This window comes from Microbacterium shaanxiense, from assembly GCF_054779995.1.
In genome coordinates, this window is the sequence record NZ_BAAGXE010000003.1 from 749,597 (window position 1) to 761,461 (window position 11,865).

General features: G+C 67.5%; 14 protein-coding genes. 9 read left to right on the plus strand and 5 right to left on the minus strand.

Annotation, left to right across the window (positions count from 1 at the left end; all coding sequences use genetic code 11):
• Nucleotides 1-104: 104 nt before the first annotated feature.
• Nucleotides 105-458, plus strand: a complete 354-nt coding sequence (locus ACYVG2_RS13220; RefSeq protein WP_460781410.1) for a nuclear transport factor 2 family protein — start codon at nucleotides 105-107, stop codon at nucleotides 456-458.
• 99 nt (nucleotides 459-557) lie between these two features.
• Here ACYVG2_RS13220 and ACYVG2_RS13225 read toward each other — a convergent pair whose 3' ends face one another.
• A complete protein-coding gene (locus ACYVG2_RS13225; protein ID WP_460781411.1) occupies nucleotides 558-1,952 on the minus strand; it encodes a cell division initiation protein in 1,395 nt (464 codons plus the stop codon).
• A gap of 243 nt (nucleotides 1,953-2,195) precedes the next feature.
• On the opposite strand from ACYVG2_RS13225, the gene ACYVG2_RS13230 reads away from it, so the two are divergent.
• From ACYVG2_RS13230 to ACYVG2_RS13240, 3 genes are all read left to right on the plus strand, one after another.
• Nucleotides 2,196-3,167: an acetylxylan esterase gene (locus ACYVG2_RS13230; protein WP_460781412.1), complete on the plus strand. Its 972-nt coding sequence runs from the start codon at nucleotides 2,196-2,198 to the stop codon at nucleotides 3,165-3,167.
• A 182-nt stretch (nucleotides 3,168-3,349) separates the two neighbouring features.
• The gene (locus ACYVG2_RS13235; protein ID WP_460781413.1) at nucleotides 3,350-3,712 is read left to right on the plus strand and encodes a helix-turn-helix domain-containing protein; all 363 of its coding nucleotides are present in this window, start codon (nucleotides 3,350-3,352) and stop codon (nucleotides 3,710-3,712) included.
• A gap of 154 nt (nucleotides 3,713-3,866) precedes the next feature.
• Nucleotides 3,867-4,343 (plus strand): hypothetical protein, encoded by a 477-nt coding sequence (locus ACYVG2_RS13240; RefSeq protein WP_460781414.1) that lies wholly within the window; start codon nucleotides 3,867-3,869, stop codon nucleotides 4,341-4,343.
• Here ACYVG2_RS13240 and ACYVG2_RS13245 read toward each other — a convergent pair.
• Together ACYVG2_RS13245 and ACYVG2_RS13250 are read right to left on the minus strand one after the other, a co-directional pair.
• Nucleotides 4,340-4,930, minus strand: a complete 591-nt coding sequence (locus ACYVG2_RS13245) for a ClpP family protease (protein ID WP_460781415.1) — start codon at nucleotides 4,928-4,930, stop codon at nucleotides 4,340-4,342. The genes ACYVG2_RS13240 and ACYVG2_RS13245 overlap by 4 nt on opposite strands.
• Nucleotides 4,930-5,571, minus strand: a complete 642-nt coding sequence (locus tag ACYVG2_RS13250) for a ClpP family protease (protein ID WP_460781416.1) — start codon at nucleotides 5,569-5,571, stop codon at nucleotides 4,930-4,932. The genes ACYVG2_RS13245 and ACYVG2_RS13250 overlap by 1 nt, the downstream gene beginning before the upstream one ends.
• A gap of 117 nt (nucleotides 5,572-5,688) precedes the next feature.
• Between ACYVG2_RS13250 and ACYVG2_RS13255 the strand changes: the two genes are divergently transcribed.
• The 4 genes from ACYVG2_RS13255 to ACYVG2_RS13270 all read left to right on the plus strand — a co-directional run bounded on the left by ACYVG2_RS13255 (nucleotide 5,689) and on the right by ACYVG2_RS13270 (nucleotide 8,905).
• Nucleotides 5,689-6,162 carry an acyl-CoA thioesterase gene (locus ACYVG2_RS13255; protein WP_460781417.1) on the plus strand — a complete coding sequence of 158 codons (474 nt, stop codon included), beginning with the start codon at nucleotides 5,689-5,691 and terminating at the stop codon, nucleotides 6,160-6,162.
• Between the two features lie 189 nt (nucleotides 6,163-6,351).
• Nucleotides 6,352-7,281: a metal ABC transporter substrate-binding protein gene (locus ACYVG2_RS13260; protein WP_460781418.1), complete on the plus strand. Its 930-nt coding sequence runs from the start codon at nucleotides 6,352-6,354 to the stop codon at nucleotides 7,279-7,281.
• Nucleotides 7,278-8,018 (plus strand): metal ABC transporter ATP-binding protein, encoded by a 741-nt coding sequence (locus ACYVG2_RS13265; protein ID WP_460781420.1) that lies wholly within the window; start codon nucleotides 7,278-7,280, stop codon nucleotides 8,016-8,018. Before ACYVG2_RS13260 ends, ACYVG2_RS13265 begins: the two co-directional genes overlap by 4 nt.
• Nucleotides 8,015-8,905 (plus strand): metal ABC transporter permease, encoded by an 891-nt coding sequence (locus ACYVG2_RS13270; RefSeq protein WP_460781421.1) that lies wholly within the window; start codon nucleotides 8,015-8,017, stop codon nucleotides 8,903-8,905. The genes ACYVG2_RS13265 and ACYVG2_RS13270 overlap by 4 nt, the downstream gene beginning before the upstream one ends.
• Nucleotides 8,906-8,943: 38 nt before the next feature.
• Here the strand turns inward: ACYVG2_RS13270 and ACYVG2_RS13275 are convergent, their stop codons facing one another.
• On the minus strand, nucleotides 8,944-9,999 hold the full coding sequence (locus ACYVG2_RS13275) for an NAD(P)-dependent alcohol dehydrogenase (RefSeq protein ID WP_460781422.1): 1,056 nt from the start codon (nucleotides 9,997-9,999) through the stop codon (nucleotides 8,944-8,946).
• A 71-nt stretch (nucleotides 10,000-10,070) separates the two neighbouring features.
• Complete coding sequence (locus tag ACYVG2_RS13280; RefSeq protein WP_460781423.1) at nucleotides 10,071-11,285, minus strand: trans-sulfuration enzyme family protein; 1,215 nt, start codon at nucleotides 11,283-11,285, stop codon at nucleotides 10,071-10,073.
• Between the two features lie 107 nt (nucleotides 11,286-11,392).
• Here ACYVG2_RS13280 and ACYVG2_RS13285 point away from each other — a divergent pair, with 107 nt between their 5' ends.
• A complete protein-coding gene (locus ACYVG2_RS13285) occupies nucleotides 11,393-11,863 on the plus strand; it encodes an Lrp/AsnC family transcriptional regulator (protein WP_460781424.1) in 471 nt (156 codons plus the stop codon).
• Nucleotides 11,864-11,865 lie beyond the last annotated feature (2 nt).

Consider the following 11,865-nt stretch of genomic DNA (forward strand, 5'->3'; position numbering starts at 1 on the left):
ACCCTAGCCACCTCGTGCTCCTGGTCGACTACCTCAGAGGTAATCGACCAGATGACCTCCATGCGATCGACTGTGGTCATCACCACACCGATAGGAGACACACCATGAACGACATCACCACCGCATACCTCGACACGTGGAACGCCCCGACCACCGCCGCCACGGAGGAGCTTCTCGAGCGGCACTGGTCCGTCGACGCCACGTACGTCGACCCGCTGGCAGAGGTCAGCGGACGCGAGAGCATCGGCGCGGTCATCGCCGCCGTCCACGAGCAGTTCCCCGGTTTCGTGTTCAGCCTCGTCTCCGGGCCGGACGCTCACCACTCACAGACACGTTTCCAGTGGGGACTCGGCCCTGCCGGCGAAGAGCCGCTCATCATCGGGTTCGATGTCGTCACCGTCGACGACGAGGGACGCATCCGCACCGTGGTCGGCTTCCTCGACAGAGTGCCTGCCTGAGTCGGGCTCTGCCGCATGCAGTGAAAGGAGGAAAGTGTCGGCCCCGATGGACGGGAATCGACACTTTCCTCCTTTCACGCGCTGGGCGCGAGGGACGAGTCAGGCCTTGGCGTCGTCCTCGTCGGACTCCTCATCGTCCTCATCGGACTCTGCGTCGTCTTCCTCCGGCGCCAGCTCGATGATCTCGTCGCCCTCCTCGAGCACATCGACATCGTCTGCGTCTTCCGTGTCGCCGTCGTCGGTGGCATCCGATCCGAGCACACCGTCGGGGCGGATGAGCTCGCGCACCTCGGCCATGAAGCTGTTCAACTGCTGCTGCTGCCAACGCAGCTGGCGGGTGCGGTCCTCGGCGTCGCGCAGCACTTCGGTGGTGTGGCCGGTGACCGTGCTGACGATCTTCTGCGCCTTGACCCGTGCGCGCTCCAGCGTCTCGCGGGCGCGGACCTGTGCGTCGGCCTCGATGGCCTGGGCCTGCGAGCGCATCAGCCGCTCGTAATCATCGGCCTTCGCCGAGATGCGCTTGGAGTGCTCGAGGGACGCCGCGACCTGCTCGTTCGCGTCGGTCGTGATCCGCTCTGCGTGGGCGACGGCCTGGTTGTGCAGCAGCAGGAACTCCTGCTGCGCGTCGTCCTGCCGACGGGTCAGGGTCTCTTCGAACTCCAGAACCCGTGCGTTCATCTCGCGCACCTCGCGCTCGGCATCCGCGCGCTGCTGACTGGTCTCGCGGGTGACCATCGAGCGCAGTGCCGCCGAGCCCTTCTCGGCCTCGGTGCGCACAGTCGCCGCCTCCTGCTCGGCCTGGATGACCTTCTCGGCGGCGTGCGCAGCCTCGCGCTGGATGGTCGCTTCGTGCGCCGTGTACTCGGTGTCGATCCGCAGACGCACCTGGTCGGCGTCGTGCTGCGCCTGCGCGGTGATGCGGTCGACCTCCGCGGCGAGCTCGACCCGGCGCGACTCCGCCTCTTCTCGCGCAGCCTCGAGCAGGCGCTCGGCCTGCACCGCGGCGTTCTGGATCAGGACGGATGCCTGTTCTTCTGCGACACGCAGCACGGCCTCGAACTGCAGACGTGAACCTTCGGTCTCCGCGCCTGTCTTGGGAGCATCCACGAGTTCGTTGGTCAGCGTCGCGACCTGCTGCTCGGCGTCATCGGCCTGCGCACGCGCGGCGGCGAGATCCGCCTCCAACGCGGCGACGCGAGCCTCGTTCTGCGCCTCGAGCTCCGCGATGCGCGCCTCGCTCTCCGAGAGTTTCTTCTCGACCTCCGAGCGCACAGACTCGACGTCGCGGCTCACACCGGCGCGGGCCTCTGCGAGCTCAGCATCCGCCCGCTGCACCTGCATCCGCAGGCCGGCGAGCGCCGCATCCACCTCGCCGCGGTCGTACCCACGGAAGCCGATCGTGAAGTTGCCCTGTTCGCGAGGCTGGCCCTGAGCCAGCTGGTCGAAGAAGTCGGCCCCGTGCTCGTCGACGTTGTTCTCGGCGGAGTTGCTCACAGGGAATGCCTTTCTGGAGGTGCTCACCGAGCAGCCCTCGCGACACAAGGCATCAGAGAGGGAGGGTGACGGCTAGCAGAAATGGGGGGAGGATCGAGCTGCGAACTCGCTACTCAGCCTAATGAGTTCACCAGTCATACGGAACCGTGAATCCTGGCGCGGGTGACCGTCCGGGTGCGCCGTTGCCGTGTCCGCCCTCCACGCCGATAAACTGCCGCCGACCCCGAGAAGAAGGATGCCGCAATGCCGCGTTTCGATCTGCCGCTGGAGGAGCTGCGCTCCTATCGCCCCGATGTCGCGGAGCCCGCAGACTTCGACGACTTCTGGGAGCAGACCCTCGAGGAATCGCGTGCGGCCGCTCAGCCGATCCAGTTGCGTCGCATCGACTCCCCCTTGCAGTCGGTCGAGGTGTACGACGTGACCTTCAGCGGATACGACGGCGACCCTGTCGGGGGTTGGCTGCTTCTTCCCGCAGACACCGACGAGCCGCTGCCCGCCGTGGTGGAGTTCAACGGTTACGGCGGAGGTCGCGGTCTGCCGCACGAGCGCTTGGGATGGGCATCATCGGGCTATGCGCACTTCTTCATGGACACCCGCGGCCAGGGCAGCGCATGGGGAACCGGCGGCGTGACCCCCGACCCGCATGGCTCGGGCCCCGCGACACCCGGGTTCATGACCCGAGGGATCGACGACCCGAGCAGCTACTACTACCGCCGTGTCTACACCGACGCCGTGCTCGCCATCGATGCCATCCGCTCCCTGGACCGCGTCGACGCCGCGCGCGTGGCCGTGTGCGGCGGAAGCCAGGGCGGCGGCATCGCGATCGCCGCCGCCGGCCTTTCCACCGGCCTCATCGCCGCGATGCCTGACGTGCCGTTCCTCTGCCAGTTCGAGCGCGCTGTGGGCCTGACCGGACGCGACCCGTACAACGAGATCGTGCGGTACCTGTCGATCCATCGCGGCGCAGAGGACCGCGTGTTCGAGACGCTGTCGTACTTCGACGGTGTGAACCTCGCACGCAGGGCCACCGCACCCGCCCTGTTCTCGGTCGCACTGATGGACCCGGTCTGCCCGCCGTCGACGGTGTTCGCCGCGCGCAACAACTGGGGCGGGGTCGCCGAGATCACCGAGTACGCGTTCAACGAGCATGAGGGCGGACAGGGCGTGCAGTGGCAGAAGCAGGCCGCGTTCCTCGCCGAGCAGCTCGCCGGCTGACGCCGCGGGCCGGCGGTGGACTGAGGGTCGACCGCCGTCGGACACTTGTCAGCCCAGATCACGGATGTCAGCCGGAATCCGGTGGTTTCGACTGACAGATGTGATCCGGGCTGACAAGTGCGTGCGTTCTGCTCTGAGCAGAACAGCGGTGACACCGACGGACGGCGGCGTTACCGTGAACCATGGCCGAGATCGTCCCCTTCACCCGTACGCCTCATCCGCCGCGCCGACCGCGCCCGCAGTCCGACCCGGAGCCGCTCTGGCGCCATCTGCTCGGCGATCAGCTTCGTCGCCGCCGGCATGAGCGCGAAGAGACCCTCACCGAGACCGCGGACAAGGCCGGCGTCTCGCCGCAGTACCTCTCCGAGATCGAGCGCGGGCTCAAGGAGCCGTCCAGCGAGATGATCGCCGCGGTCGCCGGGGCCCTCGACACGACGCTCATCGAACTCGCCAGCAGCGTCGCCGATGAGCTGCGTACGGCCTCGGTGCCGGCATCCGCGGTCGTGTCCGCCGGCGCCCGCGGCGCGTTCGCCCTCGCCGCCTGACGTCGATCAGACACCGGCTGCGCCCGACTGGATTGACCCGCCTGACTCGGACCGATCCAGAGCGCCGTCGATCGTCGGCGGCTCACCCGGCCGGGTGAGCCGGTTCGCCCCGCGGGAGGATGGCAGGCACTCGAGGCCTCATCACGATTGAGGTATGACACGTCCGAGCACCGCCTCAGCCCGCTCCCGCTCTGATCGCTCCGCCGAGTCGCGACGCGGCGGAGTGACCGCACGCCCCGACCGGCTCACAGTCTCGGCCGCGATCGTGCTGCTGGTCATCTGCGTGCTTCACACCGTGGCTTTCGCCGTGCATCCGTGGTGGGGCGCATGGATGGCCGGCCCCTTCCGAACAGCTCAGCTGCCGGTCGATGCGGCCGTGCAGTTCTGGGGACTCCCTGGCGGCTTCGTCGTGCCAGGTGTTCTGCTCGCGCTCCTCATCCTGCGCACCGGCCGAGGCGGGAGCACGGTTCCGCTGTACTTCGCGATCACGCTCGCCGCCTGGGCCCTCGTCTGCATCTGGATGGTCGGGCCGAGCGGATTCGTGCTGCTGCTGATTCCGGCCGTGCTGCTGCTCGTCGCGAGTGTCAGGTCTCGACGTCGCCTCGCACGTCGTGATCAGCGGCTGCCCTAGCCGCGCTCGCCCAGCACTCGGTCGATCAATCCGTACTCGAGCGCGGCGGATGCCGTGAACACCCGATCCCGGTCGGTGTCAGCGCGCAGCGCCTCGACCGTGCGGCCGGTGTGTCTGGCGAGGACCGCCTCCATGTCGCTTCTCACCCGCACCACCTCGTCCGCAGCGAGGATGAGGTCGGGGATCGCCCCGCGGGACTGCCCGGCCGGTTGATGCAGCACGATGCGCGCATGCTCGAGAGCGGCGCGCTGCTCCGGTGCTCCGGCGGCGGCGAGGAGCGCAGCGGGTCCGATCGCCTGGCCGACGACCGTCGTCGCGATGCCGGGCCGGATGTGCTGCATGGTGTCGTAGATGGCCAACGCGGCACCCGGATCGCCGCCCTCGCTGTTGATGTAGAACTGGATGCCGGCGTCGGGGCTGTCGGCATCCAGATGCAGCAGCTGCGCGATCAACGCGTTCGCGACGCCGGCGTCTATTCCGGTGCCGAGGTAGATGACCCGCTCCGCGAGCAGGTGAGAGTAGACGTCCATGACGCGCTCACCCCGCGGATGCTGCGCGATGACGTTCGGGATCGTGTAGCTGCTCATCACTTCTCTCCTTCCGTGGCGGATGCGACGGCATCCGTTCCCAAACCGACCCGCACGCGACGGCGCGGCATGACCTCGGTGACCGACGAGACGATCGCGTCGATGAAGCCGTACTCCCGTGCCTGCGCTGTCGTATACCAGCGATCGTGCAGAGAGTCCTCGAAGATGCGTTCTGCGGGCTGACCCGTGTCATCGGAGATGAGCCCGAGCACGGTGTCGCGCATCTGCCGCAGGTCGTCGGCCTGCACCTCGATCTCCACAGCGGATCCGCCGATGCCTGCCGAACCCTGGTGCATCAGGATGCGGGCGTGAGGCAGAGCGCGACGCTTGCCCTTCGTTCCGGCGGAGAGCAGGAACTGCCCCGCGCTGGCAGCGGTCCCGAGTGCGAGGGTGGCCACATCGTTCGGGATGAGGCGCATGATGTCGCGGATCGCCAGCATCGACGGCACCGAGCCACCGGGCGAATGGATCCACAGGGCGATGTCGGCGACCGGGTCCTCCGCCGACAACGTGAGCAGCTGCGTCATCAGCAGCGTTCCGTTGTCGTCGTCGAGGGCGCCGTCGAGCACCAGGATGCGGTCGTGGAACAGCGCGCGTCTGGCCTCTGGGCCGAACTGCGGGATGGGGTTCTCTTCGCTCATGCCTTCAGCCTGCGCCGCCCGCTGGCCGGCCGGTCGAGAATCTGCTCACGGCGGCTCTGCTCAGGGCGGATCGGTCCGCGTAACATCGCCGAATCATCCGCCTTCTACGCTCAGTGCATGGCTCAGCAGCACGCATCCGGATGGAACCCCTCCGACGACGGCATCAACTTCCACACCCGCAAATGGGTTCGGCCAGAAGATCTGAATGCGAATGGGTCTCTGTTCGGCGGAAGCCTGCTGAAGTGGATCGATGAGGAAGCCGCGATCTACGCGATCGTGCAGCTCGGCAACTACCGCGTGGTGACCAAGCTCATCTCGGAGATCAACTTCGAGGCATCCGCTCTGCAGGGTGACCTCATCGAGATGGGCCTGACCGCGACGCACTTCGGCCGCACCTCTCTCACGATGCGCGCCGTGGTGCGGAACATGATCACGCGCAAGCGCATCCTCACCATTGAGAAGATCATCTTCATCAGCCTCGATGAGGACGGACATCCGACACCGCACGGGCACTCGTCCATCACATACAACCGCGACCGGATGCCGCACGAGCACCCCGGCACTGGCACGATCAGACTCCCCTCCTCCTGACGGACGGTCGGCCGACACCGCCGGCCGCCCGCCGCCCGCCGCCCGCCGCCCGCACACTTGCAGGTCCATCGAACACTTGCAGTTCGGACTCGCGGCGATTCGCCCTGCATCCGTGCGTATCCCTGCATCCGTGCAGATGCAGGGATACGCACGGTTGTTTTCGGCGCACCTAAAGGGTACGTTTTCGGTGTGCCTAAAACTTCCCGCGTCGTGGCGGCTGTCGCCCTCGCCGGCGTCGTCGCGAGTGCCGTCGCGCTCACCGGATGCGCAGGCCCGGATGCCGCCACCGACGACGATCGCCCTGTCGTGTTGACCACCTTCACCGTGCTCGCCGACATCGCGCAGAACGTGGCAGGCGAACATCTGCGCGTGGAATCGATCACGAAGCCGGGCGCGGAGATCCACGGCTATGAGCCGACGCCGGGCGACGTGCGCAAAGCGACGGACGCCGACCTGATCCTCGACAACGGACTGAACCTCGAGGTGTGGTTCGCCCAGTTCGTCGACTCGGTCGAAGTGCCGCACGCGGTCGTCTCCGACGGCATCGACGTGATCGACATCACCGAAGACGCGTACGCAGGCAAGCCCAATCCGCACGCGTGGATGAGCCCCTCGAACGCGCAGGTCTACGTCGACAACATGGTCTCGGCCTTCAGCGACTTCGACCCTGCGCATGCAGAGGAGTACACCGCGAACGCCGATGCGTACAAGGCCGAACTGCAGCAGGTGCAGGACGAGCTCACCGCACAGCTGAGCGCGCTGCCCGAGAACGAGCGGGCACTCGTCACCTGTGAGGGCGCGTTCTCGTACCTCGCTCGGGACGCCGGACTCGCCGAGGCGTACATCTGGGCCGTGAACGCCGAGCAGCAGGCGACACCACGGCAGATCGCCGCCACCATCGAGTTCGTGGACGACAACGAGGTGCCTGCGGTGTTCTGCGAGTCGACCGTGTCGGACAAGGCGATGCAGCAGGTCGTCGAGGCCACCGGCGCGACCTTCGGCGGCACGCTCTACGTCGATTCGCTGTCGGATGCCGACGGGCCGGTGCCCACGTATCTCGAACTGATCCGGCACGACGCCGAAGTGATCGTCGCCGGGCTCACCGGGAACGGATCATGAGCACGATCGACGTCAGCGGTCTCACCGTGCGGTACGGCGACGTGCTCGCGCTCGACGATGTCTCGCTCCGCGTCGAGGCGGGACGCGTGACGGGACTGATCGGCATGAACGGATCGGGGAAGTCGACGCTGTTCAAGTCGATCATCGGCCTCGTGCGGCCGGCCGCAGGCCGCGTGCGACTGGAGGGAGCGGATCCGGCATCCGCCCGCCGACGTGGGCTGATCGGTTACGTGCCGCAGAGCGAGGATGTCGACTGGACGTTCCCGGTCTCGGTGCGCGATGTCGTGATGATGGGCCGCTACGGCCACCAGGGGCCGTTGCGGCGAGCGCGCGCCACCGACAAGCTGGCTGTTGACGAGGCGCTGGAGCGCGTCGAGCTCACCGACCTTGCCGACCGGCAGATCGGGCAGCTCTCCGGAGGTCAGCGCAAACGCGCGTTCGTCGCCCGCGGGATCGCCCAGGGTGCAGGCATCCTGCTGCTCGATGAGCCGTTCGCGGGGGTCGACAAGCGCAGCGAGGCGACGATCGTGCGCCTGCTGCGCGAGCTCGCGGCATCCGGCAGCACCGTGCTCGTCTCCACGCACGACCTGCATGCGCTGCCCTCGCTCGCGGACGAGGCCGTACTGCTGCTGCGGCGGGTGCTGTTTCACGGTTCGGTGTCCGAGGCGCTGGAGCCAGGCAACCTCGCGCGCGCATTCGGCCTGGACAGCGTCGCCGACGAAGAGGAGGCGCCATGATCTGGGACTGGATCCTCGAGCCGCTGCAGTACGACTTCATGGTGCGGGCGCTCGTCACGACGGCCATCGCCGCTGTCGTGTGCGCTGTGCTGTCGTGCTGGCTGGTGCTGGTGGGCTGGTCGCTGATGGGTGACGCGGTCTCGCACGCCGTGCTGCCCGGCGTCGTGCTCGCATACATCTTCGGAGCGCCGTTCGCCCTCGGCGCCCTGGTCTTCGGCCTGCTCGCCGTAGGACTGATCGGCCTCATCCGCGGCACGAGCAGGGTCAAGGAGGACGCCGCGATCGGCATCGTCTTCACGACCCTGTTCGCGCTCGGGCTCGTCCTGATCTCGGTGACCCCGAGTCAGACGGATCTCAACCACATCATCTTCGGGAACATCCTCGGCGTCTCGGAGGGCGACCTGCTGCAGATCGGGATCCTCGCCGCAGTGGCATTCGGCGTACTGATCGTCAAGCGCCGCGACCTCACCCTGTATGCGTTCGACCCGACGCATGCGTTCGCGATCGGGTTGTCCCCCCGCCTGCTCGGCGCCCTGCTGCTCGGCGTGCTCGCGCTGACCTCGGTCGTCGCCCTGCAGGTGGTCGGCGTCGTGCTGGTCGTGGCGATGCTGATCATCCCCGGTGCGACGGCCTACCTGCTGACGGACCGCTTCGGACGGATGCTGGTGATCGCTCCCGTGATGTCAGCGCTGTGCAGCGTGGTCGGGATCTATCTCAGCTACTGGATCGACGCGGCATCCGGTGGTCTCGTGGTCGTCGTGCAGGGCTGCGTGTTCGCGCTCGTGTACCTGTTCAGCCCTCGGCAGGGCGTGATCGGGCGGCGCCTGTCACGGCGACGCGCGGCGGCGTTCACTCCTCAAGAGTTGCCGAGATCCGCTCAGAACTGAGCTGCCACCGGTTCGCACCGGCTGTTTCTGAGGAACAGTTACGAGGCGCGGCCGTTCGGCGTCACGACGGCGCGACCCGACAGCTCTCCTGCCTCGAGCTTGCGATAGGCCTCGAGCGCGTCATCCATGTCGTAGTACTCGATATCCGGAGAGATCTGTCCTGCGCGATAGAGGGCTGCGACCTCGTGCAGCTCCTCGATCGTGCCCCAGTAGGTGCTGGTGAAGTCGACCTCGTACGGCACCTTGAAGAAGCTCCACGCGTACTCGCCACCGGCGATGCCGACGACGGTGAGCCGACCCTGACGGGCGACGGATGCTGCGGCGAGCGCGATCGTCGGTGCGATGCCGACGAAGTCGAAGACGGCATTGACGCCCTTGCCTCCGGTCAGCTCGCGAATGCGCTCTGCCTGACCTTCGCCGCCGGGAACGGTGACGGCACCGAACTCCTCGGCGCGAGCCATCGCCTCTGGCTTCATGTCCGTGGCGATGACGGTCGCTCCGGTGATCGCCGTGAGGATCTGCACGGCGATGAGTCCGAGGCCGCCGAGGCCGATGACGAGGGCGGTCGTGCCACCGCCGGCCAGCTTCGGCAGCGACAGCTTGATCGCGTGGTACGGCGTCAGACCGGCATCCGCCAGCGGCGCCGCCGCATAAGGATCGGCGTCGCCGAGTGGAACGAGGTTGCGTGCCGGGACTGTCATGTACTCTGCCATTCCACCGTCACGGCCCAGACCGGATGCCATGTACGACATGTCCGCGACGTTCTCGCAGTAGGTGTCCTGGCCGCGCGAGCAGGGCGCGCAGTGGCCACAGCCGATCGGGCCGTAGACGAGGAAGGCGTCCCCCTTGTTGAGACCTGTGACGCCCTCGCCGAGCTCTTCGATCCAGCCCGAGGTCTCGTGACCGAGGATGTAGCTCGGCTCGAGCTGGGTCATCCCCATGCTCTCGTCGTAGTCCGAGTACACCGCGACGTCCGAGTGGCATGCACCGGCCCCCGCGACCTTCAGCAGCACCTCACCGGGTCCTGGCGTCGGCTTGTCCACCTCGGCAAGGGTGGGCGGGGTCTTCCACTGCTCGAATACGACTGCACGCATGATGCCTCCTGTTCGATCGGACGTCTCTGCCTGCGACGCTACTGACTCCGCACCGGATAAGACAATCAGCCTCAGCCACCCTGAGACGCGGCTCCGGCCGCGTCGACTGCGCTCACGCGAGCGAACGCCTGGGCGAGGTCGGCGATCAGGTCGCCCGCGTTCTCCAGCCCGACCGACAATCGCAGCACGTCGGCATCGGGCCGGGCATCGGCGGGCACCGGTCGGTGCGTGAGCGCCGCCGGATGCTGGATGAGCGAGTCCACGCCACCGAGCGAGACGGCGTGCGTGAACAGCTTCACCGAAGATGCGACGGCACTCGCCGCGGCGTAGCCTCCGCTCATCCGCATCGCGACCATCGCCCCTGGGCCGCGCATCTGACGTTCCAGGATCCCCTGCGGGTCGCCGTCGAGTCCGGGGAAGAACACCTCGTCGATCTCGGGCCGGTCGATCAACCACTGCACGATCTGCTGCGCGTTCTCCTGCTGCTGGCGCATCCTGACCGGAAGCGTGGTGAGCCCACGGTGCAGCAGATACGCGCCGAGCGGGTGCACCAGTCCCCCGGTCACCGCTCGCACACGGCGCAGCGACTCTGCGGTCTCTTCGCTGCACGCCACGACGCCGGCGATCACATCGCCGTGACCTCCGAGGTACTTGGTCGCGCTGTGCAGCGACATCGCGGCACCGTGATCGAGCGGATTCTGCAGCAGCGGCGTCGCGAACGTGTTGTCGACGACCACAGGTACGTCTCCCGCCGCCGCGACGATCTCGGCGATGTCCACGAGCTCGAGAGTGGGGTTGGCCGGAGTCTCCACGACGACGAGCCCGGTGTCGGCCCGCAGCACCGATCGCACTTCGGACGGATGGCAGTAAGAGGTCTCGGTGCCGAGCAGGCCGGAGCCGAGCAGATGGTCGGTGCCCCCGTAGAGCGGTCGCACCGCGACGACGTGACGCGTGCCCGTCGCACTAGTGTGGGCGAGGATCACTGCGGTCATCGCCGCCATCCCCGACGAGAATGCGACCGCAGCCTCTGCGTGCTCCATCTCGGCGAGCGCGTCCTCGAAGCGTGCGACGGTCGGGTTCCACAGTCTCGCGTAGACCATGCTGCCGCCGTCGATCGGACGACCGCCGGTCGCCATCGCCTCGTACGAGTCGCCGCCGCGCTCGATGTCCGGCAGCGGATTCGTGGTCGACAGGTCGATCGGCAGGGCGTGCACGCCGAGTTCGGCGAGATCGGCCCTGCCGCTGTGCACGGCCACCGTGTCGGGATGCAGATGCTGGTCAGTCATGCTTCCACGTTGCCCGAATCGCAATCGCGGTGGGAGAATTCGACAGTATCCGCCGATGGATCGGCAGAGTCCACACTTTCCAGCGAACTGAGACAGCAAGAAGGGTGATGGGATTGGCGAAAGCGCAACTCGACGAACTCGATCTGGAGATCCTCGCCGCGCTCAGCGCCCGCGCCGATCTCACGAACAAGGCGCTCGCGCAGCATCTGGGGCTCGCGGAATCGACCTGCGCGCACAGGGTGCGAAGCCTCCGCGATCGAGGGGTCATCCGTGACACCCGCATCCGACTCGATGCATCCGCGCTCGGGTATCCGCTCGAGGCCATCATCAAAGTGCGCCTCGCGAACCACACCGGTGAGAAAGTGAACGCGCTGTTCGACGCGCTCGTCGCGACCCCGCAGGTGCTGCAGGTGTTCCACGTCGCGGGTGTCGACGACTTCCTCGTGCACGTCGCGGTCCAGGATGCCGTGGCCCTCCGTGACATCGTGCTCGAGCACATCACGGTGCACCCGGTCGTGCGGGGCACGGAGACCCAGCTGGTCTTCGAGCTGCGCGACGGCCGCGGCGTACTCTCCTGACG

Coding starts and splice junctions, on each gene's coding strand:
- ACYVG2_RS13220 (WP_460781410.1), top strand. CDS start 105: ATGAACGACATCACCACCGCATACCTCGACACGTGGAACGCCCCGACC.
- ACYVG2_RS13230 (WP_460781412.1), top strand. CDS start 2,196: ATGCCGCGTTTCGATCTGCCGCTGGAGGAGCTGCGCTCCTATCGCCCC.
- ACYVG2_RS13235 (WP_460781413.1), top strand. CDS start 3,350: ATGGCCGAGATCGTCCCCTTCACCCGTACGCCTCATCCGCCGCGCCGA.
- ACYVG2_RS13240 (WP_460781414.1), top strand. CDS start 3,867: ATGACACGTCCGAGCACCGCCTCAGCCCGCTCCCGCTCTGATCGCTCC.
- ACYVG2_RS13245 (WP_460781415.1), bottom strand. CDS start 4,930: ATGAGCAGCTACACGATCCCGAACGTCATCGCGCAGCATCCGCGGGGT.
- ACYVG2_RS13250 (WP_460781416.1), bottom strand. CDS start 5,571: ATGAGCGAAGAGAACCCCATCCCGCAGTTCGGCCCAGAGGCCAGACGC.
- ACYVG2_RS13255 (WP_460781417.1), top strand. CDS start 5,689: ATGGCTCAGCAGCACGCATCCGGATGGAACCCCTCCGACGACGGCATC.
- ACYVG2_RS13265 (WP_460781420.1), top strand. CDS start 7,278: ATGAGCACGATCGACGTCAGCGGTCTCACCGTGCGGTACGGCGACGTG.
- ACYVG2_RS13270 (WP_460781421.1), top strand. CDS start 8,015: ATGATCTGGGACTGGATCCTCGAGCCGCTGCAGTACGACTTCATGGTG.
- ACYVG2_RS13275 (WP_460781422.1), bottom strand. CDS start 9,999: ATGCGTGCAGTCGTATTCGAGCAGTGGAAGACCCCGCCCACCCTTGCC.
- ACYVG2_RS13280 (WP_460781423.1), bottom strand. CDS start 11,285: ATGACTGACCAGCATCTGCATCCCGACACGGTGGCCGTGCACAGCGGC.
- ACYVG2_RS13285 (WP_460781424.1), top strand. CDS start 11,393: ATGGGATTGGCGAAAGCGCAACTCGACGAACTCGATCTGGAGATCCTC.